At 37.9% G+C, this 26,630-nt stretch carries 25 protein-coding genes; 5 read left to right on the forward strand and 20 right to left on the reverse strand.

All coding sequences use genetic code 11. The annotated features are described in order from the left end of the window. Positions 1-64 precede the first annotated feature (64 nt). The 8 genes from AN490_RS18310 to kdpA form a co-directional block, all read right to left on the reverse strand. The gene (locus AN490_RS18310; protein WP_300006338.1) at positions 65-1,669 is read right to left on the reverse strand and encodes a NuoF family protein; all 1,605 of its coding nucleotides are present in this window, start codon (positions 1,667-1,669) and stop codon (positions 65-67) included. Continuing rightward, the gene (gene hoxE / locus AN490_RS18315) at positions 1,656-2,168 is read right to left on the reverse strand and encodes a bidirectional hydrogenase complex protein HoxE (protein WP_300006340.1); all 513 of its coding nucleotides are present in this window, start codon (positions 2,166-2,168) and stop codon (positions 1,656-1,658) included. The genes AN490_RS18310 and hoxE overlap by 14 nt, the downstream gene beginning before the upstream one ends. Positions 2,169-2,356: 188 nt before the next feature. After that, a complete protein-coding gene (locus AN490_RS18320) occupies positions 2,357-2,887 on the reverse strand; it encodes a universal stress protein (RefSeq protein ID WP_300006342.1) in 531 nt (176 codons plus the stop codon). A gap of 306 nt (positions 2,888-3,193) precedes the next feature. Further along, positions 3,194-4,315, reverse strand: a complete 1,122-nt coding sequence (locus AN490_RS18325; protein WP_300006344.1) for a universal stress protein — start codon at positions 4,313-4,315, stop codon at positions 3,194-3,196. Between the two features lie 14 nt (positions 4,316-4,329). Continuing rightward, entirely contained in the window at positions 4,330-4,941 is a 612-nt protein-coding gene (kdpC, locus tag AN490_RS18330) for a K(+)-transporting ATPase subunit C (protein WP_300006346.1), read from the reverse strand. A 101-nt stretch (positions 4,942-5,042) separates the two neighbouring features. Next, on the reverse strand, positions 5,043-5,261 hold the full coding sequence (kdpF, locus tag AN490_RS18335) for a K(+)-transporting ATPase subunit F (protein WP_213718029.1): 219 nt from the start codon (positions 5,259-5,261) through the stop codon (positions 5,043-5,045). Positions 5,262-5,267: 6 nt separating this feature from the next. Further along, complete coding sequence (gene kdpB / locus AN490_RS18340) at positions 5,268-7,334, reverse strand: potassium-transporting ATPase subunit KdpB (RefSeq protein WP_300006349.1); 2,067 nt, start codon at positions 7,332-7,334, stop codon at positions 5,268-5,270. A gap of 98 nt (positions 7,335-7,432) precedes the next feature. Beyond that, positions 7,433-9,127, reverse strand: a complete 1,695-nt coding sequence (gene kdpA, locus AN490_RS18345) for a potassium-transporting ATPase subunit KdpA (protein WP_300006351.1) — start codon at positions 9,125-9,127, stop codon at positions 7,433-7,435. Between the two features lie 475 nt (positions 9,128-9,602). Here kdpA and AN490_RS18350 point away from each other — a divergent pair, with 475 nt between their 5' ends. Then, positions 9,603-10,757: a HAMP domain-containing sensor histidine kinase gene (locus AN490_RS18350; RefSeq protein ID WP_271821342.1), complete on the forward strand. Its 1,155-nt coding sequence runs from the start codon at positions 9,603-9,605 to the stop codon at positions 10,755-10,757. 10 nt (positions 10,758-10,767) lie between these two features. Continuing rightward, positions 10,768-11,445 carry a response regulator transcription factor gene (locus AN490_RS18355; protein ID WP_213799483.1) on the forward strand — a complete coding sequence of 226 codons (678 nt, stop codon included), beginning with the start codon at positions 10,768-10,770 and terminating at the stop codon, positions 11,443-11,445. Here AN490_RS18355 and AN490_RS18360 read toward each other — a convergent pair. The 5 genes from AN490_RS18360 to AN490_RS18380 form a co-directional block, all read right to left on the reverse strand. Then, the gene (locus AN490_RS18360) at positions 11,437-11,850 is read right to left on the reverse strand and encodes a type II toxin-antitoxin system VapC family toxin (protein WP_300006356.1); all 414 of its coding nucleotides are present in this window, start codon (positions 11,848-11,850) and stop codon (positions 11,437-11,439) included. The genes AN490_RS18355 and AN490_RS18360 overlap by 9 nt on opposite strands. A gap of 4 nt (positions 11,851-11,854) precedes the next feature. After that, positions 11,855-12,151, reverse strand: a complete 297-nt coding sequence (locus tag AN490_RS18365; RefSeq protein WP_300006358.1) for a hypothetical protein — start codon at positions 12,149-12,151, stop codon at positions 11,855-11,857. Positions 12,152-12,291: 140 nt separating this feature from the next. After that, entirely contained in the window at positions 12,292-13,266 is a 975-nt protein-coding gene (locus tag AN490_RS18370; protein ID WP_300006360.1) for a DMT family transporter, read from the reverse strand. A 212-nt stretch (positions 13,267-13,478) separates the two neighbouring features. Then, a complete protein-coding gene (locus tag AN490_RS18375) occupies positions 13,479-14,138 on the reverse strand; it encodes a hypothetical protein (RefSeq protein WP_300006362.1) in 660 nt (219 codons plus the stop codon). Then, entirely contained in the window at positions 14,135-16,087 is a 1,953-nt protein-coding gene (locus AN490_RS18380) for an FAD-dependent oxidoreductase (protein ID WP_300006364.1), read from the reverse strand. Before AN490_RS18380 ends, AN490_RS18375 begins: the two co-directional genes overlap by 4 nt. A 425-nt stretch (positions 16,088-16,512) precedes the next feature. Between AN490_RS18380 and nifJ the strand changes: the two genes are divergently transcribed. Then, positions 16,513-20,100 (forward strand): pyruvate:ferredoxin (flavodoxin) oxidoreductase, encoded by a 3,588-nt coding sequence (gene nifJ / locus AN490_RS18385; RefSeq protein WP_300006366.1) that lies wholly within the window; start codon positions 16,513-16,515, stop codon positions 20,098-20,100. A 52-nt stretch (positions 20,101-20,152) separates the two neighbouring features. Here nifJ and AN490_RS18390 read toward each other — a convergent pair whose 3' ends face one another. The 7 genes from AN490_RS18390 to AN490_RS18420 form a co-directional block, all read right to left on the reverse strand. After that, positions 20,153-20,638: a DUF3368 domain-containing protein gene (locus tag AN490_RS18390; protein ID WP_300006368.1), complete on the reverse strand. Its 486-nt coding sequence runs from the start codon at positions 20,636-20,638 to the stop codon at positions 20,153-20,155. 5 nt (positions 20,639-20,643) lie between these two features. After that, positions 20,644-20,880: a UPF0175 family protein gene (locus tag AN490_RS18395; RefSeq protein ID WP_300006370.1), complete on the reverse strand. Its 237-nt coding sequence runs from the start codon at positions 20,878-20,880 to the stop codon at positions 20,644-20,646. 32 nt (positions 20,881-20,912) lie between these two features. Then, entirely contained in the window at positions 20,913-21,164 is a 252-nt protein-coding gene (locus AN490_RS18400; protein WP_300006372.1) for a hypothetical protein, read from the reverse strand. A gap of 40 nt (positions 21,165-21,204) precedes the next feature. Beyond that, the gene (locus tag AN490_RS18405; RefSeq protein ID WP_300006374.1) at positions 21,205-21,423 is read right to left on the reverse strand and encodes a hypothetical protein; all 219 of its coding nucleotides are present in this window, start codon (positions 21,421-21,423) and stop codon (positions 21,205-21,207) included. Positions 21,424-21,599: 176 nt separating this feature from the next. Then, a complete protein-coding gene (locus tag AN490_RS18410) occupies positions 21,600-22,397 on the reverse strand; it encodes an Rpn family recombination-promoting nuclease/putative transposase (protein ID WP_300006376.1) in 798 nt (265 codons plus the stop codon). Between the two features lie 58 nt (positions 22,398-22,455). Beyond that, on the reverse strand, positions 22,456-22,890 hold the full coding sequence (locus AN490_RS18415) for a tetratricopeptide repeat protein (protein WP_300006378.1): 435 nt from the start codon (positions 22,888-22,890) through the stop codon (positions 22,456-22,458). Further along, the gene (locus AN490_RS18420; RefSeq protein ID WP_300006380.1) at positions 22,877-24,667 is read right to left on the reverse strand and encodes a tetratricopeptide repeat protein; all 1,791 of its coding nucleotides are present in this window, start codon (positions 24,665-24,667) and stop codon (positions 22,877-22,879) included. Before AN490_RS18420 ends, AN490_RS18415 begins: the two co-directional genes overlap by 14 nt. A 269-nt stretch (positions 24,668-24,936) precedes the next feature. Between AN490_RS18420 and AN490_RS18425 the strand changes: the two genes are divergently transcribed. Continuing rightward, positions 24,937-25,365, forward strand: a complete 429-nt coding sequence (locus AN490_RS18425) for a ubiquinol-cytochrome c reductase iron-sulfur subunit (protein WP_300006382.1) — start codon at positions 24,937-24,939, stop codon at positions 25,363-25,365. A 335-nt stretch (positions 25,366-25,700) separates the two neighbouring features. Then, a complete protein-coding gene (locus AN490_RS18430; protein ID WP_300006384.1) occupies positions 25,701-26,624 on the forward strand; it encodes a LysR family transcriptional regulator in 924 nt (307 codons plus the stop codon). The last annotated feature ends 6 nt before the right edge of the window (positions 26,625-26,630 follow it).

Below are 26,630 nucleotides of genomic sequence, written 5' to 3' on the forward strand. Positions count from 1 at the left end.
ATTTGGTAATTGGTAATTGGTAAATAACTCTTACCAGTAACAACTGACAACTGACAACTGACAACTAACTACTGACTAATTCCAAATATTCATCTCGAAAATATTGCAAAGTGCTAAAAACTGGATTTGGTGCAGACTGTCCTAAACCACATAAACTTGTGTGTTTTACCATATCGCAAAGTTCCTCCAACAAATCCAAGTCAGCTAGTGAACCTTTTCCTTGACTAATCTTTGTTAATAAACCGTGTAATTGTACAGTTCCTACACGACAAGGAATGCACTTACCGCAAGATTCATCCATGCAGAATTCCATGAAAAAGCGAGCGACATCTACCATATTTGTAGTTTGATCCATGACAATCATTCCCCCCGAACCCATCATTGAACCCAAGGCGGTTAAGGATTCATAATCTACAGGTGTAGCAAAAGCCGACGCAGGAATACATCCCCCTGAAGGACCGCCGGTTTGTACTGCTTTAGCAATACCATTGTCGGGAACACCTCCTCCCATTTCCTCGACAATTTTCTGCAAAGATGTTCCCATTGGGACTTCTATTAAACCCGTGTTGCGAATGTTTCCCGCTAACGCAAATACCTTTGTACCTTTGCTTTTACCAATGCCGATATTAGCAAACCAATCTGCACCTTTACGAATAATCGGCGCAATATTGGCAAAGGTTTCCACATTGTTAATTAACGTCGGATAGCCCCATAAACCGGACTCAGCCGGGTATGGTGGCCGGGGATGAGGGACACCACGTTTACCTTCAATGGAAGCCATTAAAGCCGTTTCTTCACCGCAGACATAAGCACCCGCACCAATGCGAATTTCTACTTTAAAATCAAAGGGAGAGTCAAAGATTTGTGAACCCAAAAGCCCTAAGTGTTGGGCTTGACGAATAGCAATTTCTAGACGTTGAATAGCAATAGGATATTCTGCCCTAACATAAATATAGCCTTGATTTGCCCCGATAGAGTAGGCAGCGATCGCCATCCCTTCCAAAACTCGATGGGGATCACTTTCCAATACACTCCTATCCATGAATGCACCAGGATCACCTTCGTCAGCATTGCAAATTACAAACTTCCTCTCACCGGCGGATTTTGCTACTGTTCCCCATTTTAAACCAGTGGGATAACCAGCACCACCGCGTCCCCTTAAACCACTTTTAGTAATAGTTTCTACCACCTGACTAGGTTTCATTTCCCGTAGCACTTGGTAAAGGGCTTGATAACCATCAGCCGCAATATAAGCTTGAATCCGTTCCGGGTCAATTTTACCACTGTTTTCTAGAACAATCGGCAATTGACGGCTAAAAAATGGCTGATTTAAATCACCCTGTTGTAAATTTGTGACTTCTCCATTTACCCCCACAATAATTTCTGCTGCATTTTCCGGAGTAACTTTTTGATACAACTTTGATATAAATGAATTTTCCTGGTTTTCCACCTGTACCAATGGTCCCTGACAACACAGACGCATACAACCCACACCAGAAACTTGCACAGTATCTTGTAAACCCGCAGCTTTCACAGATGCTTCGAGATTGTCTTTCACAGCTTGAGAATCAGAAGAGAGACAACCCGCAGCAGTACAACACCGAACTTGCACAGATTTCCGTTGAGAAAGTTCCGTTTGGGCAATTTCTAATAACTCATTTAGTTCCATTTTGCCACCATTCTCCCACTTTTTCGCAAACCGATTCTGGAGTTTGATTACCTAAAATAGCACCATCAAACACTACCGCAGGGGCAATTCCACAAGCCCCCAAACATCTAGCCGTAATCAAAGAAATTTGACCATTTGCAGTAGTTTCTCCTGCGTGAATTTGCGTAAACTGTTCCACATTTGTTAAGATCGCCATTGAGCCTTTAACATAACAAGCTGTACCCGTACAAACCACACAATTATGAACCCCTTTCGGTGCTAAGGAAAACAAATGATAGAAAGTAGCTACCCCATAAACCCGACTCGGTGGTAACTTGAGACTATGGGAAATGTAAAGCAATAAATCCAGTTCTAAATAACCAAATAGTTCAGAAGCCCGATGCAGAATTTCAATGAGTGCATCTTGTTGATATTGATGACGCTTAATAGTTGCGTCTAAAATCTTTAACCGCTTGTCTCCACTTGGATGAGTTGAAGAAAGTGGAACTGATGTTTTCATATTTTTCACGCAAGTGTCACACTAAAAATCTGTTGTCGGGTGCGTCAGAAGGCATAAATCCTGCAAATAAACAGATTGTTGATATCTGACGCACCCTACAAATATTCATCCCTCTTTATCTGTGTTTATCTGCGTTTATCTGCGGTTAATAATTCTTTAAATCTGATCCTATGCAGCTTCAATTAGCATTAATTACTAAATGTAGTAGCTGCTGAAGTAACATTTATCGCTTTAGAAGCAACAGGAAGATGAACAATTTGCACTGAACAGGGTGCATGATGTAAAACATAATTACTCACACTACCGAGAAAAAATTCCGTCAGTCCAGAACGTCCCCGTCGTCCCATCATAATTAAGTCAGCATTCCAGTCAATGGCTAATTCACAAATCCTTCGTCCTGGATTACCAGTATTTTGCGTAAATTCCGTATTAACACCAGATTTATTAGCTTGGGCGCTCCATGACTGTAACATTTGCCAGCCTTCATTTTTAAATTTTTCCCAATGCTCTTGGTATAATTGAAAACTTTGCTCATTCCAACCGGGATAGTAGTCAATATTGGGGAAAACCAGCGCCTCTGGACTGCCTTCTTCTTCTTGTGATAAAACGTGCAGTAACATTAAGTTTGCAGATGTGATCTTGGCTAAAGATAAAGCTTGTTCAAAAACTTTTATGCTCATTTCTGAGCGATCTACTGCGACTAAAATTCTGTTAAACATATATACCTCGATGTTAGCTTGCTAACTAATGATAATGAGTATATTCAGCTTTTTAGGTTAATATTTGGTAAAAGCATCCTTAATATTCACTAACAATCATACAACAGGGGTCAAGAGTCAAAGCCTTTTATGGCATAGTTTTGTAATTAAATTTTACACTTCATATAACTACAATATCTTGCATCTATACACAAAGAATTTGGGTAACTGGTGAGAATAGATATTTAAGTTAATGTTCGATATTTATACTAGACGAAAAAGAAAAAAATTGCATCTCATCGAAGATAGATTAAAAAATATTAAAATTTATTTCTCTGTAGCGATAATATGTAAATCTATGTTTTGATTTCTGATTAACTCCAGCAAGCGTTGTGTAAAAGAGCGTTTGAAAAATCTTTTCCATCGAGGTTGCTGACTTTCACCAATAACTATCTGAGTGATATGATAAGTTGCGGCAATTTGGGCAATTGTTTGAGAAACATTGTGATTTTTAATATGGATAAATTCACCAGCGAATTCAAGACATAGTTTTTCACAAGTATCAATGTGTAAACTTTCTTCCTTACTGAGAAAACGTTCAGGATCTGCAATAAATAGAGTATAAAGTTTGGCATTCATATAATTAGCAAGTCGCGCCCCACGCCGTAATAATTGAATCGAATTGGGATAAGTAGATACACATACTAAAACTCGTTCGTGGACATTACAAATTTGCCCAGCAGAAATAGAAGTATTTGCTTCTTCTTCAACCGTATCTGCGACTTCTCTTAATGCTAATTCTCGCAAAGCAATCAGGTTACGACGCTGAAAAAAGTTTTCTAAAGATTGCTCAATTTTATCAGGAGCATAAATTTTTCCTTCCCGTAAACGCTCTTCTAAAGTTTCTGGAGTCACATCAATTACAACCACAGCAGCAGCTTCATCTAAAAGAAGATCAGGAATACGTTCTCGGACGACAACACCCGTAATTCTTACTACTAAATCATTCAAACTTTCCAAATGTTGAATATTAACAGTAGAGTAAACATCTATGCCGGCTGCTAAAATTAATTCTACATCTTGATAGCGTTTTTCTCTAGCTGAACCGGGGATATTCGTATGCGCTAATTCATCAACTAAAACCAGTTGGGGAGAGCGTTCTAAAATTGTCTCCGTGTCCATTTCTTGAAGATTGATATTCTTGTGAATACTGGCTTTTTTAGGAATTATCTCCAATCCTATGGCTTTTGCAGCCGTGTCCTTGCGTCCATGAGTTTCTAAAACGCCAATAACAACATCAATACCATCTTGTTTGAGTTGATGTGCTTCCTCTAGCATTCTATAAGTTTTCCCCACACCGGGAGCCATACCAATGAAAATTTTATGCTTTCCCCGTCGAGCAGGACGAATATAAGAACTGTCAGGAGAAGGAGTAGAGGGATTAAACATGAACAAATTCCTACTTATTTACTAATTTTATCCACTGCTAGATTTAGTTTTAAAACATTTACTCCCGGTTCACCAAAAATACCCAAGAAACGACCATCAGTGTTTTGAGAAATTAAAGTTTCCAACTGCTTTGGTTCAACTCCTCGCGCTTTTGCTACTCTGGCAATTTGTACCTTAGCACTTTCAGGAGTAATGTGAGGATCAAGACTTGAACCAGAAGTATAAACTAAATCCGCAGTAGGTTGAATACCCGCTTTTTTAAGTCGCTGAATTTCACCTTCATTGCCATTAATACGTTCTAGTAATATTGGATTACTGGGAGCTAAATTACTAGCACCAGATACCCCCGTCTTCAAAACACCAGCTTCATCCTTTTTAGGGTCTGCTGTGCTGTAATTAGTAGTGCTAGGACGACCCCAAAAATACTTTTCACTGGCAAAAGGTTGACCAATTAAAGCTGAACCAATAATCACACCTTGAGAATTTTTAATTAAACTACCATTAGCCTGATAAGAAAAAACAACTTGTCCCGAAATCAACATAAATAACGGATAAATAAAAGCCGTTATCACCCACAAAACCAAAGTTGAACGAATCGCCTTACTAACTTGATGTCTCTGACTCATATTCAAACCTCCCTAATTTAAAAAACCACAACAAAATATATTTCTTCCTTTGCGCCTTTGCTCCTTAGCGTCTTTGCGCGAAATAAAAAATATGGTTCATATTAAAACCTCTCAGGCTGAAAAATCACCACAAACAAATAAACACAAAGACATAGAGTAACAAGCCCCAACAAAGTAATTGTATAAGCCGAAAAACGCGATTCTGCTACCGAAGTCGCTGCTTGAACTGCTGGTGCTAATAATAAATTCAAGCAAAGTAGTAAAAACAGACCCAGAGGAACACGATGACCTTTAGAAATTGTCATTGATAAATAATCCATGATTGATTAAGCTAATCCTATAGATACAATGAAAACGTCAATAATTTTGATAGCAATAAAAGGAGCAATCACGCCACCTAATCCATAAATAAAGATGTTCCGTTGCAAAAGTTGGTCAGCAGTGAGAGGACGAAATTTCACACCAGTTAATGCTAAAGGAATCAATGCCGGAATAATCAAAGCGTTGTAAATCAAAGCTGATAAAACCGCAGATTGGGTACTTGCCAAACCCATAATATTTAAACCATTTACCCCAATACCAGGGAAAATTGCTGGAATAATGGCAAAGTATTTAGCAACATCATTAGCGAGAGAAAAAGTTGTTAAAGCCCCACGGGTAATTAGTAATTGTTTACCAATAGTGACAATATCAATTAATTTTGTCGGGTCAGAATCCAGGTCTACCATATTAGCAGCTTCCTTTGCAGCTTGTGTACCAGAATTCATTGCTACACCAACATTCGCTTGTGCTAAAGCTGGGGCATCATTAGTGCCATCTCCAGTCATAGCGACTAATTTTCCTTGTGCTTGTTCGCTGCGAATTACTTCAATTTTGTCCTCTGGAGTTGCTTCAGCAATAAAGTCATCTACACCAGCTTCTTCGGCAATTACAGAAGCAGTGAGACGGTTATCTCCTGTCAGCATCACAGTTTTAATTCCCATTCTTCGCATTTGATCAAAACGTTCTTTAATCCCCGGTTTAATAATATCTTTAAGATAAATTACACCGTAAATATCATCATTTTGACAAATTGCTAATGGTGTTCCCCCTAATTTAGAAACTCGCTCATAAGCCGCATCAAGTTCTGGGGTTAATTGTCCATTGCGAGAACGCACAAATCCTTTAATTGCATCTACAGCCCCTTTGCGAATTTCTACGCCATTCGGTAAATCAATGCCACTCATACGCGTTTTTGCTGAAAATTCAATTCCTGCCGCATTTGTGGGATTAAAACTCAATTTTGCTCCTAATGATTCGGCTAATTTAACAATTGATTTTCCTTCGGGAGTTTCATCAAAAATACTGGATGCCAAGGAAATTTGGGCAACTTCATTGAGAGAATGACCTTTAACAGGAATAAATTCTTCCGCCATGCGGTTTCCTAATGTAATTGTTCCCGTTTTGTCTAAAACCAAAGTGTTAATATCTCCACAGGCTTCTACAGCCCTTCCAGATGTGGCTATGACATTAAATTGAGCCACTCTATCCATCCCGGCAATGCCAATTGCACTCAATAATCCGCCAATTGTAGTAGGAATTAACGCCACTAATAAGGCAATTAATACCGCAATACTCACAGGTGATTTAACATAAACTGACACTGTTGGTAGTGTGACAATTACCACTAAAAAAACTTGAGTTAGCACTGCCAAAAGTACAGTTAAGGCAATTTCATTGGGGGTTTTAGTGCGAGAAGCCCCTTCTACTAAAGCAATCATTCTATCAATAAAACCTTGACCTGGATCTGATGTTACCCTAATAGTTAGTTCATCAGAATTAATGCGCGTTCCTCCCGTTACAGAACTAGCAATATCAGTTCCTGGTTGTTTTAAAACTGGCGCAGATTCTCCAGTAATAGCAGATTCATCTACAGAAGCCACACCAGCAATTACTTCTCCGTCTGCGGGGATAACATCACCAGCGATAACTTTAATTTGATCACCACGACGCAAAGTAGCAGAATTAACTTCTTGAATAGAACCGTCAGGGAGAAGTTTTCGGGCTACAACATCGGATTTTGTCGCCCGTAATGAGTCAGCTTGCGCTTTTCCTCGTCCTTCTGCTACCGCTTCGGCGAAATTTGCAAAAATAAGAGTCAAGAACAGAATTATGGTAATTAGACCGTTAAAAAGTCGCGGATTATTATCAGGAGTAATCCCAAAAAGATTCGGTTCAATAGTTACTAAAGCTGTAACAATCGTCCCCACCCACACTAAAAACATAACTGGATTTTTTAGCATATTGCGTGGGTCTAATTTGACAAACGCTTGTTTCAATGCCCTAGAATAAATTCCAGTATTTTTAACTTTGGGAGTATGTTTTCGTTCTTGTCGAGTTTTTGTAGTTTTCATGGATGTTTAGTTATTCAAAAATGTCAGGGACGAACCACAGAGGCACAGAGGACGCAGAGAAATAAAAGATTGAAACATATTTTGTGTAAGTCATAAGTTTATTTGGAAATTAAAAACCATTCTGCAATTGGACCTAAAACTAATACAGGAAAGAAAGTCAGCGCCCCAAGAATTAAAATTACTCCTCCTGTAACTCCAGTGAATAAACCAGTGTCGGTTCTGAGAGTACCGGCAGTCATAGGAACTGGTTGTTTGTTGGACATACTATCTGCTAATAGCAACAAGGCAATCATGGGAATATAACGTCCTGCGAGAATACTGAAACTAGCACTGAGATTCCACCAAAGTCCTGTTGCTGCTGGTTGACTATCAGCTAGTCCTTCAAAGCCAGAACCGTTATTTGCGGCTGCGGAAGCATATTCATAAACTACTTGAGAAACGCCATGAAAGCCTGGGTTACTAATACCTGAAAGCGCATCGGGAAAAGCAAAAACTATTGCCCAAGGGATGAGAATGGCGAAGGGGTGAACTAATAAAACAACGCTGGACAGAACGATTTCTTTTTTCTCGATTTTGCGACCTAAAAATTCTGGAGTCCGTCCTACCATTAAGCCGGTTAAAAACACTGCCAAAATATAGTAGATAAATAAATATGCTGTCCCAGTTCCTTGACCTCCCCAAACTATTTGCAAGAATAAATTAAAGAGAAATACAAATCCACCTGGGGGCATAAATGAGTCGAGAAGTGCGTTAACAGCACCACACATTGTCCCGGTGGTAATAGTTGCAAATAATGAACTTTGCGCCCAACCAAATCTTACTTCTTTTCCTTCTAAATTGGGTTGTTGTGATCCTAAAAGAGAATTAACTAAGGGATTTCCTTGATACTCACCAATTGTAGTTACAATCAACAAGATGGTAAAGATAGTAAATACCATCCAAAATGCTAACCATGCCTGTTTGAGATTGTTAGCAAATATGCCATAGGTGTAAATTAGTGCTGTGGGGATAGAAATCATACCCCAGGTTTGCAATAAGTTAGAAAAACCACTGGGATTTTCAAAGGGATGTGCTGAGTTAGTAGCAAAAAAACCACCACCGTTCTCACCAATTTGTTTAATCGCTTCCATGTGGGCAACTGGTCCGCGAGCGATCGCTTGAGTAGCACCTTCTAATGTTGTCGCTGTTGCCACTCCGGCAAGGGTTTCAGGCACACCAGCCATGATCAATAACAATCCCATAATGATTGACATAGGCAACAAAATCCGCGTAATTGACTTGGTGATGTCAATATAAAAGTTACCCAATGTTCTGCCAGTTAAGCCCCGAATAAAGGCAATTCCCACCGACAAACCGGTCGCTGATGAAACGAACATCAAAAAACTCAAAGCGAATGTTTGACTGGCATAACTGAAGGTTGTTTCTCCAGAATAATGTTGTTGATCTGTATTAGTCAGAAAAGAAAAAGTCGTGTGTAATGCTGTATCCCAAGTTGGTGTACCTAACCCTGTCGGATTGAATGGTAGCCATGCTTGAGTCATCAAAATAGTAAATACCAAAATCCCCATAACTACATTACTGTAAAGCACTGCTTTGGCATATTGCCAACCTGTCATTTCATCTTGAGGACGAACTCCAATTAAAACAAAAATTATTCTTTCTATGGGATTTAACACAGAGTCAAGCAGTGTGCTTTCTCCTAGAAAAACGCAAGCGATATATCTCCCTAATAAAGGAGTGGTAGCAATGACAATGATTAATGTCAATGCAATTTGTATCCAACCTTGTAACATGAATTATAAAATCTCCTCAAAGAAAGTTGTTATGGCTTTTCAGTATTAAGCAGTCAGCTAAAAACAGATTTTACGGGTTTTCAAGTAGGGGGAGGCTGACATCAGTAATTAATATTCAGAATGCTTATCAATTCAATTCTTCCTAATAGCTGACGGCTAAATGCTTACTTTCAGTATCATTTCTGTTAATTATTTCATCCTAAAAATCCTGATTTAGATAGTAATCTTGAGATGATTAATTTATATCATCAATTATTGTGGCAATAAAAACAAGGAGTACAAGGATATAAAAATCGTTTATTTTTCTATTTATGTGTCTACCTAAAGATATATATCAGTGTTTAGTAAAGTTTAGAAGAAATCTAAACGCTAGTAAACAAGATCCCATCAAGATCCCTGACTTCTTTAAGAAGTCAGGGATCTGAGCCTTGATAATTGCTATAGTTGTATAAGTTGAGAAAAGGTAAGTTAGTAAATGGCATCTTTAAAAAATAAATTAATAAACAATAACTTACGTCTTGGTAAAATATTACTAATTGTCACTATATTTATCTTTCTAGCAGTTTTAGAATATTCTACCCCCAATGATTATGTTTTTGGATATCTCTACAGTGGAGCAATTTTATTAGTAAATTCTTGGTTGGGGGGAATGGCAACAATAAGCGCAACATTTCTTGCTGTTTTTCTAACTATGTTAAATGCGTGGATACCTGGAGGTGAATCAATTCGAGCTTCTACTGTTGCTAGTCGAGTAATTGCTGCAATAGCTTTGATAGTCACCGGATTTTTAAGTCAGCGATTACGAAAATCTCAAAAAGCCATTGCCCTCACTCAAACTAAACTCGAATCCCAAGCCCAATTAGTGAGACTAAGAGAAGATTTTGCTTCCACACTTACTCACGATTTAAAAACGCCACTTTTAGGAGCAGTTGAAACTATTAAAGCCTTTCAAAAAGAAAAATTTGGTGCAGTTTTACCAACCCAACAGAAAGTTCTAGCAACAATGGCACGCAGCCATGAAACTTCCCTTGATTTATTAGAAACTTTGTTAGATGTTTATCGCAATGATACAGAAGGCTTAAAACTAGATTTAGCTCCTGTGGATTTAAGTATCTTAGCAGAAACGGCAACGGCTACCTTAATTGAATTAGCAGCAAATCGTCGCATTCATCTATCATTAAACTATGGTGATTCTGATTGGAAACGCTCTCTTTGGGTGCGCGGTGATGCTTTGCAACTGCAACGAGTTTTTAGCAATTTGCTGATTAATGCTATTAACCATTCTCGACGCGGTGATCATGTCGAAATTGTCTTAGAACCGCAAACTTCCTATCAAGTTGTCAAAATTTTAGATACAGGTGCAGGTATCCAACCTGAACAGTTTTCCCACTTATTTGAACGATTTTACCAAGGAAATAGCGATTCCTACGGAGCGCTAGTTCCCTCCGGGACGCTCCGCGAACGCTATCGCGGTGAGCTTTCCCAACGCCAAGCTAAAGGTTCGGGATTAGGACTTTATTTATCTCGGCAAATTATTGAAGCTCATAACGGTATAATATGGGCAGAAAACAGAGTTCCCAATGGCGCTATTTTTGCCTTCAAGCTCCCTGTTTTGCCATTTCAATCTTAAACAACATCAGATGTCTTCTACCCCCATAAAAATCCTCCTAGTTGAGGATGATGAACTTTTCCGTTTGGGCTTGCGTGTGCGATTGCAGCAAGAAACTGGTTTGGAGATTATCGCGGAAGCGGAAGATGGTGAAACAGCCATTGAGTTAGTCAACCAGCACCCTCTTGATGTCGTTATTTTAGATGTAGGATTACCAGGAATTGGCGGGATTGAAGCCTGTTATCAAATTAAACAAAAATATCCTAATTTGCCTGTTTTAGTTCTTACTTCCCATTCCCAAAAATCTCTGATTACGCGGTTAATTGAAGTGGGCGCTCAAGGTTATTGTCTTAAAGGTGTTGCGGCTGAAAAATTGGTATTGGCTCTGTATTCCGTCGCATCTGGGGCATCTTGGTGGGATGAAACTGCAACTAGGGAAATTCGTTCTACCTTTGCATCAGATCATCACCATTTTGAATCAGAAAATAGCTCAAAGCCTACTCATAAACTAACACAAAGAGAACAAGAAATTTTATTACTATTGGCAGCGGGAAAAACTAATCAAGAAATTGCTCTGGCACTTTATATTACACCGGGAACAGTGCGGGTTCACGTCCATACTATCTTACAAAAACTAGAAGTGAGCGATCGCTCTCAAGCTGTTGTTGTGGCTTTACAAAAACGGTTGATTAAAAACGATTTAATTTAATTCCTCTTGTAACCAATCTTCCAATTGCAATTCTTTTATTCTTAATAAATCAGAATCATGGGAAACTACAATTAAATTGTGAATAATAGCCGTAGCTGCTATAAATATATCTGCATCTTGAATTGGTAAACCTCTTTGTTTTAAATCAGCATAAATTTCTGACGCTTTCTGAAAAATTGCCATATCGTCCAAGAGTAAAACTTGGTATTTCTTCAAAAATTTTTCAAAGTCTGATAATTTCTTTACCGCTTTAACTGCTAAGAGTCCTCGCTCAATTTCATAGTAAGTAATCCCACTAATGAAAACTTCCTCGTTTTGACGATTTAAACTTTCTAGCTGATTGGTTACTTTTAAATTTTCTTTAAGAATTGCTGTAACCATATTAGTATCTAGTAGATATCCCATTGACTTATTTCCGTTTCACTGCTTCATCAAATATTGCCATTTCTTCTGGTGTAAAATCATTTAACAAACCACTGATTGCTTCTACAGCTAACATTTTACTAATTCTTTCTGTTAAGTCATCTTCAGCAATTGTATCTATATCATCACCAGAATTTGGTTTAGTAAAAAGTTCATACATTTTCTGAATCATTTTATCTTGTTCCAATCTTTCTTGATACACACTATTATTAGCAATCAAATATTTTATGATTGCTGAGATGCGTTTAAAGTTTGTTGCTTCTTTTAAAGAGATGTTGTTCATATTTTCCTCAGATATTTTTCTAAGATAGATACCATTGTAGCATAGAGTTACTATGTTGAAATACGGGTATTGTTGTTTATTCACACAGATAAGGTGCGTTACATTTCATTAACGCAACCTACAAAATGGCGATCGCGCTTTTATTCAGTCTCCTGAATAGTCAGAGGGGTTTCCTCTGTGAGCTTTACTGAACCAATGCTTAATTTTGCTAGATATATACCTATTAAAATCAGAAAAAATGCTATCCAATTAAGAGGACTCAATTTTTCTGCAAAAATTACCCAAGCAAATAAAGCTGTTAGCAAAGGTTCAATGAGCATTAAAAGCGTCACAAAACCTGAAGAAAATTGCTTAAGATTATGAATTAGTAATCCCTGTCCTATAATTTGACATAGAACGCCTAGAGAAATAACTGCGAGCCAAGTTTGCCAAGAGGTTGGAAAAAATTGCGTTTCAGTAGTTAATGTAATTAAGAAAGTAAAGCATCCGCCCAATAAACAAGTCCACAGTAATATAGTGGACGCTGAAAATTTGGAACGAAGATTTTCTCGAACCAGATAATTGAGAGCATAAAAAACAGCAGATAGAAGAGCTAAAGAATCACCATAAAGGGAGTTGACTGCTTCTTGAAAATCTCCAAAACTGATGATAGCTACCCCAATGATTGCTAACGTCATTCCCAATACAAACTTATAATCAAAACGTTGACCAAAGAACAGCCATCCACCTAACACTGCAAAGATAGGGGTGAAATTATGGAGTAAATTAGAATTAGCAACGCTGGTTTGAGTTAATGACAAAGCCCAAAGAAAAATAGCAGCCGTTCCTAAGATTGATGACAAAAGAAAAATTCCCCAATCTTTCAACTGAATGGATTTATTCGGGTTAGATGACTTATTCATCCCATATTGAATTCCTTCCCACAGAGCCAAAACAATTGTAGCTATGTAATAACGATTAAAACTAGTTGCTGCTGGTCCAAGTTCGTTTTCGCTCAGTCGAGTAAAAATTGCCGCAAAGGATAAAATAAAAACTCCTAATAATAACCAAACAAAAGCCCATGAGAATGAATAGTTCTTGGTACTATTTAGTGGTAAACTTGGTTGCTCAAGCATAAGTTTTGAAAGATATTTTATTTTTCTGTTGTATAAAACATTATACTCGCTACACGAAGATGATTATAGCTTACTGAACCATAAGAGTTAAACCTGAACTGGATATATAGCGGTTATCTCTAGAATGCTGTAGAGTCAGGGACGCAGACTCTGCGCCCCTACAGGCTTAACAATTTAGTGACTTTATCTTACTCAGATGCCGCTATATTTACTTATGCTGTCACGGCTGCAAAAACAGCTTTAGATTCCAGGAAAGAATCTTTTTTAGTCTTATATAAACTGGTAGAGTTAGCTAGTTTATAATCCTGTTCGAGTGTTGAAAAGTCATGATGGCTCAAAAGCATGGCAATAGCAACATCTCTCATGCTTTCTGATGCCTTGAGTGTCTCTCCCAGATAAATCTGCCAATAAACTTCCACGTCACTGTCGAGAATTGGCTTCTCAATTTCTGTCACCACACCCTCCTGTTTGGGATGAATCGAGTAAGCACTATACTTCCATTCACTTCTGTTTTTGAGGATGATTTCAGGATCATCTCCCATCTGTAATTGGAGATGTAATTCGTTTAGACGTATTCCTTGATATGTGTAAAACATTTTGGATACAAGTCCACCTGGGGTGCGTGCAGCTACTTCCATGAGAATTGGTTCTTCGCTGCCTTCTTGCAGGAAGAAATCAATGTTGAGTACACCATTTTTGGGATAACCGTGTTCTAAACTTTGCAACGTATCACTGGAGAATTGTCGCAGTTTCTCAAATTCTGGATCTTCCTCTCTAACAACAATATTCCCGATTGCATGACCGTAAATAAAATCATCATTAGGTCGGTAGTGTTTGCAAGCAGCAAAATAACAAGGTTGACCATTTTTCATGACAATACTTGTATTGTATAGTTCGCCTCTGATAAATTCATGGCTCTACCGCTCCCTTTATGATATTTTCGGTAAAATATCCCTGAAACCCCTACACCGATTGGATTTGAGGTTTTAATATTTTCAAGTACACCAATGGTTTTGGATATATTAAAAGGATGTTTGATCATAAGGGGAACGGTAGAACCGAATTCATTGAATTCAAATTCATCATCAGAATCTATATTGCTGTCACACCAAGCTTGTAATTCATCAATAGTGTGGATTCTTCTCGTTTTTTCACTTCCTGCACCAATAACAGGCTTGACAAAAACGTCATTACCCAGTTCTTTGATAACAAACTGTAAGTAGGAAATTCCCTCTTGGCGGTATTGGCTCTGATTAAAAATTAGATGCTTTGGTACACGAATGGATGAATTTTTGAGGGCAGATTTGAGGTAACTCTTGTCAGTAAATTGGCGGATCATTGTTGGGCGATCGCCGGCTAAATTTAGAGCTTCACGTAACTGTGCGGCTAATAGTACAGAATACTCATCATTGGTGACAATCCGACAATTATCATCCAATAGTCCATAAGCTGCCTTAATTTGTTGATAGGTTTGGAGGAGATTTTGCAAATTATAGGGTTCTACAATCTGCACAAGGTTCAAATGTTGATACTGGGAGGGTATAACCTTACTTATTCCTCTCCTACTACAGAGTAAAACTAGATTTCTATTGCCTGATTGAATCTCTCTAAAATCAGTTTTGCTGGGAAGCATATCATGCAGCACGAAAATAGTCTGCTTATTGGTATCTATTTTATTACTCAAAAAGGCAACTGGATTGGCCTCTTCGCGGAACATTTCTCGTACCAACTCCACAATTTCTTGTGAACATCCCCATGATAGAGTTACACCTGCTCCTCCATGTCCATAATTATAAAATACCCGAGTATTTGGCACTCTTTCTACACAAACATTTTCTTCTGTAAATGGTCGTAAACCAGTTCTAACAGGCTCTTGTTCATCGAGTGGGAGTGGTCTTAATTCCTGGAGAAATTGCAAACAACCATCATACATCTGTCGAATAATTGGCACTTCCAAAGATAAGTTTGTATCCCATTGGTCTTGCTGTGCTAATCCTCCTAAAACTACTAAATCATCCCCTCTAGGAACAATGAAAATAATGTCTTGTTCAGAGGATGAGGTTTCATCGTGGGCAATGCAATGAGCGTCTGTGACAACGCCACCTAAATTTTTAACTCTGACAAGTGCGCCTCTCAAGGGATACATGGAAGTATCTCCTGTAGTTGCGATAGAACCTAGTCCCGCACAATTAACAATTGCTTTTGCATTGAAGCGACGGAGAAGTTCCTGCTCATTTTGAACTACATTGACAGTAATTTTTTCCTGGATGATTTCACATCCAATATCCTTGACGTATTGCAGTAACCACTTCATGTAGACATCAGTATTTGCCATTGGAGCCATATGCTTAAAAGCATCTTTTATGCCGCCTTGGAAAGTTAAATCAATGGTTTCTTTAACGATGTGTAATCCTCTTTCAAATCCATCAACCTTATCCTTGAGTTCATTCATCTTGCGAAAATCAGCAGGTCTATTTTCCAAAATATCTCGGAAATAAAAATAGGAATCCCTTAAATAAACGCCTGTTTCTTGTGAACCAAACTCTGCGTGTATTTCTTTGAATTTATTGTAGGCAGTCATACACCACTCTTTAGAGCGTTCTAGTGATCTGGGAGTTCCATGACGACCACAAACTGCTGGTGGCCATTCCCACAACGCACCTGCGACAACAGAGGTTAAATCGGGGGTGAAACGGTCTGCAACAATAATCACATTAAAACCAGCTTCTCTCAGACAAATAGCGGTTGTTAGACCGCTTACTCCTGCGCCAATTACTAAAATATTGACATTATTATCTTGGACTGGTACTGGATTGAGCATAAGTAAAGTTTCGTATTCTCAATTGGATAAGCGTTTTGATTTTAACCCCAGTTTGAGAGACTATTTGTTAAATAAAAATAAAATCGCCTAACCCTGTACTTAGTTTCAACATGAGAATTGCTACCCGAAAACTTCCCGTACCTCCACCCCATGACAATCATCAAACCATCAAACCTTCATATAGGACTCCTATTTGAGTTTTGAACAAATTCCGTACATCTCAAGAGTAGATCGGATATTTATCGTCTGCTATAATTAGAATATTGGCTAAAAGTCAGAATAATTCATGAGTAATAATTTTTAATTCATAAAACTGTAAAAAAGATCACAAATTAACTTCCTGACTTTAGCTATTTCTAATGCTTATCTTTTTGGTTTCTCTGCATACAGTTTAAACAACCAGAAAAGACACAGAAAGGAAAATCATGACCAAATCTTATGCCACAATTGATGGTAACGAAGCCGTTGCCCGTGTAGCTTACAAATTAAACGAAGTTATTGCTATTTATCCTATCACCCCATCTTCAAATATGGGTGAATGGGCTGATGCTTGGATGTCTGAAAATAAACCCAATTTATGGGGAACAGTTCCCAGTGTCACCCAAATGCAAAGCGAAGGAGGGGCTGCTGCTGCTGTCCATGGGGCATTACAAACGGGGGCATTAAGTACAACTTTCACCGCTTCTCAGGGATTATTATTAATGATTCCTAACTTGTACAAAATTGCCGGAGAATTAACCAGTTTCGTACTTCATGTTTCTGCTCGTTCTTTAGCTACCCATGCGTTATCTATTTTCGGTGATCATAGTGATGTCATGGCTGCAAGAGCGACTGGTTTCGCTTTTTTATGTTCCGCTTCTGTACAGGAGAGTCATGATTTTGCACTGATTTCTCATGCAGCAACATTAGAAGCAAGAATACCATTTATGCACTTTTTTGATGGGTTTAGAACTTCCCATGAAGTGCAGAAAGTTGAATTATTATCTGATGAAGATTTACAGGAACTTATTTCTGTAGAATCAATATCTGCACATCGTCAACGCTGCTTAACTCCAGATAATCCAGTATTACGAGGAACGGCACAAAATCCTGATGTTTATTTCCAATCGCGTGAAGGTGCAAATCCTTATTACAATGTTTGTGCTGATATTGTCCAAAAAATTATGGACAAATTTGGAGAACGCACAGGCAGATATTACAAACTTTATGAATATCATGGAAGCACTAACGCAGAAAGAGTAATTGTGATTATGGGTTCTGGTTGTGAAACTGTTCATGAAACAGTGGATTATCTCAACAACCAAGGGGAAAAAGTCGGAGTTATCAAAGTGCGGCTTTTCCGTCCTTTTGATGTTCACAGATTTATAGAAGCATTACCAAATAGTGTTAAATCTATTGCCGTTCTTGATAGAACCAAAGAAGCCGGAAGCGCAGGAGAACCTTTATATTTAGATGTGGTGACAGCCATTTATGAAGGCTGGAAAAAAACCACATTCCCGAAAATTGTTGGGGGAAGATATGGACTGTCTTCTAAAGAATTTACTCCCGCAATGGTGAAGAGTGTATTTGATAATCTCACTCAAATTAAACCCAAAAATCATTTCACAATTGGGATTAATGATGATGTCACTTTCACTTCTTTGAATTTTGACCCCAATTTCTCCACAGAACCAGATTATGTAGTTCGCGCCATGTTCTATGGTTTGGGTTCAGACGGTACAGTTGGTGCAAATAAGAACTCGATCAAAATCATCGGTGAAGGCACAGAAAATAACGCCCAAGGTTACTTTGTTTATGATTCCAAAAAATCCGGTTCAATGACAGTTTCTCATCTGCGTTTTGGAACTGGAAAAATTCGCTCAACGTACCTCATAGACAAAGCTAATTTTATCGGTTGTCACCATTGGGGATTTGTGGAAAGTATTGATATTTTAAAAGCTGCTGCACCAGGGGCGACTTTGCTGTTAAATAGTCCTTATGATGCTGATCATGTTTGGGAAAATCTACCCCCAAAAGTCCAACAGCAGATTATTGACAAAAATCTGAAAATTTACGCTATTAACGCTAGTCAAGTAGCTAAAAATAGTGGTATGGGACACAGAATTAATACTATCATGCAGGTGTGTTTCTTTGCTTTAGCAGGAGTATTACCAGAAAAAGCAGCAATTGCTAAAATCAAACAAGCCATAGAAAAAACCTATGGTAAAAAAGGCGCAGAAGTTGTCAACATGAATTTAAAAGCGGTAGACAACACTCTAGAAAATCTCCATGAAGTCGGTAATAGGTCATTAGTAAGAGGTAATAGGGAAGAAACGCAATTAGCAATTACCAAACCCAAATTTATCGAGAATGTTCTTAGCAAAATCATGGTCTGGGAAGGTGATGATTTACCTGTGAGTGCTTTACCTGCTGACGGAACTTTCCCCAGTGGCACTGCAAAATGGGAAAAACGCAACGTTGCAGAAGAAATACCCGTTTGGGATGGTGATGTCTGCGTTCAATGTGGTAAATGTGTGATGGTTTGTCCTCACGCTGCTATTCGCGCTAAAGCTTATCAACCCAGTGAGTTAGTCAACGCACCGATAACTTTTAAATCCACTAACAGCAAAGACAAGAACTTTGCTAACCAGAAATTCACCATTCAGGTAGCGCCAGAAGACTGTACAGGCTGTGAAATTTGTGTTAGCGTCTGTCCTGCCAAAAACAAAGCAGAACCCACCCGCAAGGCGATTAATATGAGTCCGCAATTACCGTTGCGGGAACAAGAACGGGAAAATTGGAATTTCTTTTTGAATTTACCAAATCCTGACCGGAAAACTTTGAAAGTAAGCCAAATTCGTCAGCAGCAATTACAAGAACCGTTGTTTGAATTTTCTGGTGCTTGTGCTGGTTGTGGAGAAACACCCTACCTTAAATTATTAACACAATTGTTTGGCGATCGCTCACTCGTTGCCAACGCCACCGGCTGTTCTTCCATTTATGGGGGAAATCTCCCCACAACACCTTGGAGTCAAAACGCAGAAGGAAGAGGTCCAGCATGGTCTAATAGTTTATTTGAAGATAACGCCGAATTCGGTTTTGGTTATCGTTTATCTATAGACAAACAAGCGGAATTTGCTGCCGAATTATTGTCACAATTAAGTAATGAAATTGGCGATAATTTAGTTAATGCCATTCTCAAAGCTGAACAAAAAACCGAAGCTGATATTTGGGACCAACGGGAAAGAATTGTCATTCTCAAACACAAACTCCAAGAAATTTTAAACGCAGATGAACACAGATACACGCAGATAGAATCAAAAAATATCCGCGTTAATCAGCGTTTATCTGCGTTTGAAAATCTCAAATCCCTCGCTGATTATTTAGTTAAGAAAAGTGTGTGGATAGTTGGGGGTGATGGTTGGGCGTATGATATAGATTTTGGTGGGATTGATCATGTGATTTCTACAGGTCGCAATGTCAATATTTTGGTCATGGATACAGAAGTTTATTCTAACACTGGAGGACAATCTTCTAAAGCCACTCCCAAAGCCGCAGTTGCTAAATATGCGACTGGTGGAAAACCTGCACCTAAGAAAGATTTGGGTTTAATGGCGATGACTTATGGTAATGTTTATGTGGCGAGTGTGGCGTTAGGTGCGAAGGATGAACATACACTCAAAGCATTTTTAGAAGCGGAAGCTTTTGATGGTCCATCAATCATAATTGCCTACAGTCATTGTATTGCTCACGGTATTGATATGACCACTGGTTTACAACAACAAAAGGCGTTAGTAGACTCAGGAAGATGGTTGTTATATCGCTATAATCCGGCATTACAAAATGAGGGTAAGAACCCCCTACAATTGGATATGAAAGCGCCTTCTGAATCGGTGGAAAAGTCAATGTATCAAGAGAATCGGTTTAAGATGTTGACGAAGAGTAAACCAGAGGTGGCGAAGTTGTTGCTAGAACAAGCGCAAGCAGAAGTTAATGCAAGATGGGAGATGTATCAATATTTAGCGAATAGGTAATAGGTAATAGGTAATTGGTAATTGGTAATTGGTTTTTACCTGTTACCTATTATCATTCACCAACAATTGATAAAATACGATTATAAAGAGAGGGATTAACCCAAAATTTAGCTGTATTGATTAAATCATCAAGAATAGGTTTAACTAATGGAATTAATTTCTGACGTTTTGCCTCAATTAAAATTCCTAGAATACCTGTTATCTTCAAGTTATATTCTGTTGCTGTTTGTCTGCCTAATTGTTCATCTATAATTAACCAATCTGCATTTAATTCTAATGCTAAAGCTATTACTGAAGATTCTCCTTCATCCAATTTGTTTTTTAAAGATTGTACTAAACTAATATTATTAACAGGTTTTACAATAATCCAGTCATAAGTTTTTACTTCTTTTGCTCCTGGGATTGAATCTCCCCATTGCGTCAATTCTTGAAAAACGGCTGATGATATGATAATTTCTCCATAAAGTTGTTCTAATAATTGGATTTTTCCTATAGCTGATAGATTAGTAATAGGTGAAGTATTGCTAACTATGATCATAAATTTTAGATAATTCCCAAGTTTTTTAAATCAACGTCTAAATCAGTTTCATCATAATGAATATTAATGTTTCTGATGGCTAATTCATTTTGAAATTGCAATAAAGGCATTTTAGCAAGTTGGGATGCTTTACCGATACTAATTTTTTTTCTTTCAAATAATAGAATAATCAACTCTAAAACTAATTCTTTTTCCGATAATCCACTTGCTTGAACAATATCTTCGGAAATGACTAAGCTCATTGATATCCTCCCGTTAACACAGACTAGAAAAATTATAGCACACAGGTAGATATTTGATCCTTTCTGTTATAAATTTGAGAACGGACAATTTCAACTTCTTCTGTAATTTCTTCTAATGACAATTCATCAGTTTGAAATATTTCTAATAACTCTGTTAATTCATTATTCAATGTTTCTTTTTCTAACTCTTTACTAAGTAATAATTTTTCGGAATTAGAAAGTTGTTTAACTAAAGTTAGAATTTGCTCAAATGTTAAGGGAAGTTGATAGGTATTTTGTAACATAGTGTCAAGTCTCCTTTTTTGATATATTATTCACCAATTTCTATGAATTTCTATATTGTAAAATATCTTCAACCATTTTATCTACTAATTCAGCATCATTAGACCATTCACCAATAAATGAATTGTTGATAATTTCTGGTTTAGTTAATTGCTCAATCATTGCTTTGATTAAATCGGAAACTTCACAATGATGTGTTTGTGTCAATTGTTCTATTTTGTTAAAAGTTTCTTGATCAAGTTCAATTTCTATTTTTTGCATGATTTTAGTTGTTTTGAATTGATATAGTTATTACATCATAGCAGAGTTTTTTAAATCAAGGGGCGATCGCTCATCTTCGTTGGTTGTGAGGTATACATAATTCCTACGGAGAGCGATAGCGAAGCGCTCCGTAGGAATCGCACTCTTTACTGAAAAATCACTACAAATACTCAGTTTTACAATGATTGAATTTCTTGTTGTAAAGCTTGAACTTCTTCAACAGATAATTCGGTAACTTCAGCAATTTGCTCTAAATTCATACCAATTCGTAATAAATTTATAGCCAATTTTCTTGTTGTTTCAGCCTTGCCTTCAGCCCTACCTTTGGCTTCACCTTTAGCTTCACCTTCTTCGAGGATGTCTTGATAAATTACTGATTCGCGCATAATCTCACTCCTGAAAATTTTCTTGATTACATTTCTATTTAACACCAACCCGGCTAAAATACTGCTGGCAGCAGCTATATCCCTTTGTTGTTGTTGATCTTTAATTTTTTCGACTGCTTGTGCTACCTGGCTCAATACCATTGTAGGATCTTCTGTCTGACTTAGCACGGCAAATGGTAATAAACCGGGCGCGGTCATAAATTGTTCTGTTGGTTGTTCCCATAGACGGATTACTTCAAACTCATGGTGGGTTTTGTTTAATCTGAAACTATTCTCATGGACTAATTCAGAATCTGTTTTTCTCAAATAAATCACTACTTGGCGCATCTCTTTGTCAGGAAAACGCCGATAACCTCTAACTCGATAATCTAACATCCGAAAGGGTATATTTTTATTACCATCGGTCTGAAACTCAATATGTAATATTAAGTTCTCTGATTGTAATAAAATTAACGCATCAGCGCGAATTGGTTCATTTGATAATTCTGTTGGACTCAGTTCTGTTAATTCAACTGGTGAACCAAGTAACCATGTGGCTAAGTCTGCTTGGAAGTTTTCGGCGAGATATTTACAGATGTTGTCATACATTGGATTTTACAACTTTGAATTTACATTAAATTTCTATCATATATGTTTACAGTTTATGTCATCGCCGAAATGAACCGCGTAGCCAGAGCCATAAATACATTATAACAATCCACACTAAAGCAAAAGGAAAAGCTATCAACCCAAAAATAAAACACAAAATTAATTGCAAATAACCACGTTGAGCGAAATTTATTAATGATTTCATCCACTGGGGATAAAACATTGAAACTCCAAGTTCTTGGCGAATTACTTGGGCTTGATAAGATGCTGAATATGCTTCTTTAATTTTGCCACACTTACCATAAGCAACACCCAAATTTTGTAGACATAGGGCTTCACCATCACGATCGCCAATTTCCCTTTTTATCTGCAAAGACTGCTGGTAGAAAGCGATCGCCCTTTCGTACTGTCCCAGGGAGCCGTAAGCATTGCCTAAACCGATTAAGGAAACACTTTCCCCCTGAATATACCCTATCTCCTTAGCTATATCCAAAGACTGCTGGTGGAAAGCGATCGCCCTTTGGTACTGTCCCAGGGAGTCGNNNATACCCTATCTCCTTAGCTATATCCAAAGACTGCTGGTAGAAAGCGATCGCCCTTTCGTACTGTCCCAGGGACTCGTAAGCATTGCCTAAATTGTTTAAGGAATTACTTTCCCCCTGAATATCCCCTATCTCCTTAGCTATATCCAAAGACTGCTGGTGGAATGCGATCGCCCTTTCGTACTGTCCCAGGGACTTGTAAGCATTGCCTAATGAAGTGAGAGAAGCCTGATAATTCCAATTTTCTCTATCATCAATTTCCGACCATTTATTTACCAACTGCCCATATAATTCCACTTGGTTGGCATAATAACCCCCCAAAGTCAAAAAATCATCACAATGCCTAATCACCTCAAATGCTGAATCATAATCTTGCAATTGATACCAGTGATAGAAAATTTCTAAATATTCCTTGATATCTTCTTTCGTCTGCCAAGGTTTTTGTTTAACATTTAAAAGATAATAATTAATAGCTTTTTGATGTGCTTCTGTCTGATCACCTGCATTATATCTCACATATTCCCACACCACAGGCTGAAACTCAAACCATCTGTAATCATCAATCAGTTTTTCTGATAAAAAAGAACGCTTGACAAGATTTCTTAATTCCCTCTCAATCTCTGTTTCTGAACTTCCTAAACATACAGATACCGCAGCTTTACTATTTACCGCACCACGATAAACACTAATATTTTGTAATAGAGACTTTTGCAACTCACTCAAACGCCCAAAACTGGTATCTAATACCAACACCATCGCCACATTTTCCCGACGGTGCTGGCCAACTACTTTTTTATCCGTCAATAATTGCTGCAAATTCCCCAAACCTAAACTTTCCAATCTTTTTAAATTTGGGTCTTGGGGATATTCTTCCTTTAATAAATCTGCCACAAATTGCAACAGCAAGGGATAACCGTCTACTAATTTGACAAATTCCTCTAAATTTCCTTGAATACCTAAAGCTGTTAATAGTGCTACCCCATCTTCTATTTTTAAACCTGATAAGGGTAGCCATTCCCATCTTTTCGGTAATTCTGGTCTTTCCCTAGTGGTGACAATTACTTTACTTTTACCTCCACATTCTACCCAAGTTTTAAAAAAGTCTTCATAGAATTGACTTCCCCAAATTCCATCTATTTGTAAGAGACTTTCTAAGTTATCAATAATCAATAAATATTCACCTGATTGCAAACATTTTACCAAAGTTTGTACTAACTCTATTTCTTGATTTGGGACTTTATAACCAAATTTTTGTAAAACTTGAGTAGCCACATCAGTAAAAATTGCCCCATAACCAACATCAGCCCAAAAACGTTTTCTAAAACCCGTTATAGTTTCATCTTCATAGATTTTCGCCGCCAACATTGATTTACCAGTTCCACCAATGCCTTCAATGCCAATCAAAGAAATATTTTGATTATTTAACCATAGTTTTAAGTTAGCAATTTCTTCAGCGAGCGCTGTATCTGCTTCTAAAATCTCCCTCATTTGTACCCGGAAAGCTGCTTGTAAATCATCATCATCTGGGTTTTGTTGAGCCTTCGTAGCAGCTTTTTTAGCTTCTTCCTTGGCTTCTACCTTCGGCCATAACTTATCCCAAATCGCTTTAGCCCTATTCCAAACATCCTCACCGACTTTCTGGGAAGCACCTTCTGCGGCTTTATTACCCATAGTCAGCAAAAAAGGCATACAGGGAGCGAGAAACTTAACGATTACAGCAATATCCATGAATTTATGTGGTTTGACTACTGTTATTTATACGAGGTTATAATAGCACATTCCTAACGGAGTCAATGTGTTTTAATAATAATTTAAATTGCTCCTTTGATAAACTCTTCTTAGCAAAAACAATGATTTAAACTCACAAAAACCGTAGAGTTGCAGGGTATGCGCCCTCAATTCCATCAGCACAAATCAATAATTAAATAATGACATTATCCAACATTGCCAGTAATAATAGATATTAGTAAAAAATCACATATTGATTACCAGCAAATATGAAACGTCGTGACTTTATAAATTGGGTAGGATTAGGTTGTTTAGCGAGTTCCTTACCTGTCGCAATTGCAGCCTGTTCTCCCGAAACGAGTACATCTGCTAATGCTGCCACGAAAGGCTGGCAAAAAGTTGGTACTGTGGCACAATTAGACAAAACTGGGCAACTATTAGTAGAAGATTCAACCATTGGCGCAGTATTAGTAGTTGGCACATCTAAAGCCGCAAAAAATCTGATTGCGGTTAATCCTACCTGTACTCATCAAGGTTGTACCATTGATTGGAACGCAAAACAAAGTAAATTTGTCTGTCCCTGTCATGGTGCAAAATTTGCTCCTGATGGTAAAGCACAAGGAGGTCCTGCTAAAAAACCGCTGAAAACTTACCAAGCTAAAATTGAAGGTGGTTCTATCTTAGTTAAAGCAACTTGACACTCTCCAGGCTGTCATCATACAGCAGATTTTGCTCTAATGAGGTACAAACTTGAATTATGAAACTCTTGTAGTGCGGGCATCTTGCCCGCTGGATATGTACCTCATAGCAGGAATCAGGAGGAAAGAGGCAGAGGGAAATAATTTTCTGACTTTATTCCCTATTCCTTGTTATATCAGTTGTTATATAACGCATCAATTCAGTATGCACAAGTATTTTTGCTAATGTGATTATGTAAGTTAAATGCTGGACAACAAATTAAATTAAATTAAAATTATACAGATAACCCGTTAAATTAATAAGAGTTATTCATTTATACTTAGGTTCTATTAAAATGCGTCTAGAGCAGTTGCAAGCCTTTTTAGCGATCATTCAAACAGGTAGCTTTCAACAAGCAGCTAAACAATGTGGTGTGACTCAATCAACTATTAGTCGGCAAATTCAGGCATTAGAAGCAGATTTGGGCATAGAATTATTTCATCGCAGCACCCATGCCAAATTAACCTTAGGAGGTGAACGCTTACTTCCTCGTGTGCATAAAATCTGCCAGGAATGGGAATCCGCTACACAGGAATTAACAGATTTAATCGGGGGAAAGCAACCAGAACTATGTATTGCAGCGATTCATTCAGTCTGTGCTTCTTACCTACCACCAGTGTTACAAAAATTTTGTCATCATTATCCAGAGGTGCAATTGCGAGTCACATCATTAGGAAGCGATCGCTCTCTGAAAGTCCTCAAAGATGGTTTAGTAGACTTAGCAATTGTAATGCACAATCGCTTTTTAATCACCGGCAAAGAAATGGCCGTAGAATTGCTATATGAAGAACCCATAGAAGTCCTCATCGCAGCAAATCATCCCCTATCTGAATATGAATCTATCCCCTGGTTAGAGTTAATTCGTTATCCCCAAGTAGTATTTAAAGATGGTTATGGAATGCAACGTCTGATTCAAGATAAATTTGAACAGATGAAAGCTACACTCAAAGCAGCTTTAGAAGTAAACACCCTAGATGCCTTTCGGGGAGTAGTTCGTCAAGGAGAACTCATTGCCTTACTTCCCCAATCAGCATTAATAGAAGCCAGACATGATCCCACCCTGGCAGTTCGTCCCCTAGCCGACAATAGTAATTTAGCTGACAATTCTAGTCTAACTCGTCGGGTAGTGATGGTAACAACCCAAGATCGTCTTCACATTCCCCCTATTAAATATTTTTGGCAACTTGTCAAAGATAATATTCCGGAAATAAAAAATTAAAAATAA

Origin of the sequence: Anabaena sp. AL09, from assembly GCF_001672255.1 — a bacterium.
Taxonomy (GTDB): domain Bacteria; phylum Cyanobacteriota; class Cyanobacteriia; order Cyanobacteriales; family Nostocaceae; genus Dolichospermum; species Dolichospermum lemmermannii.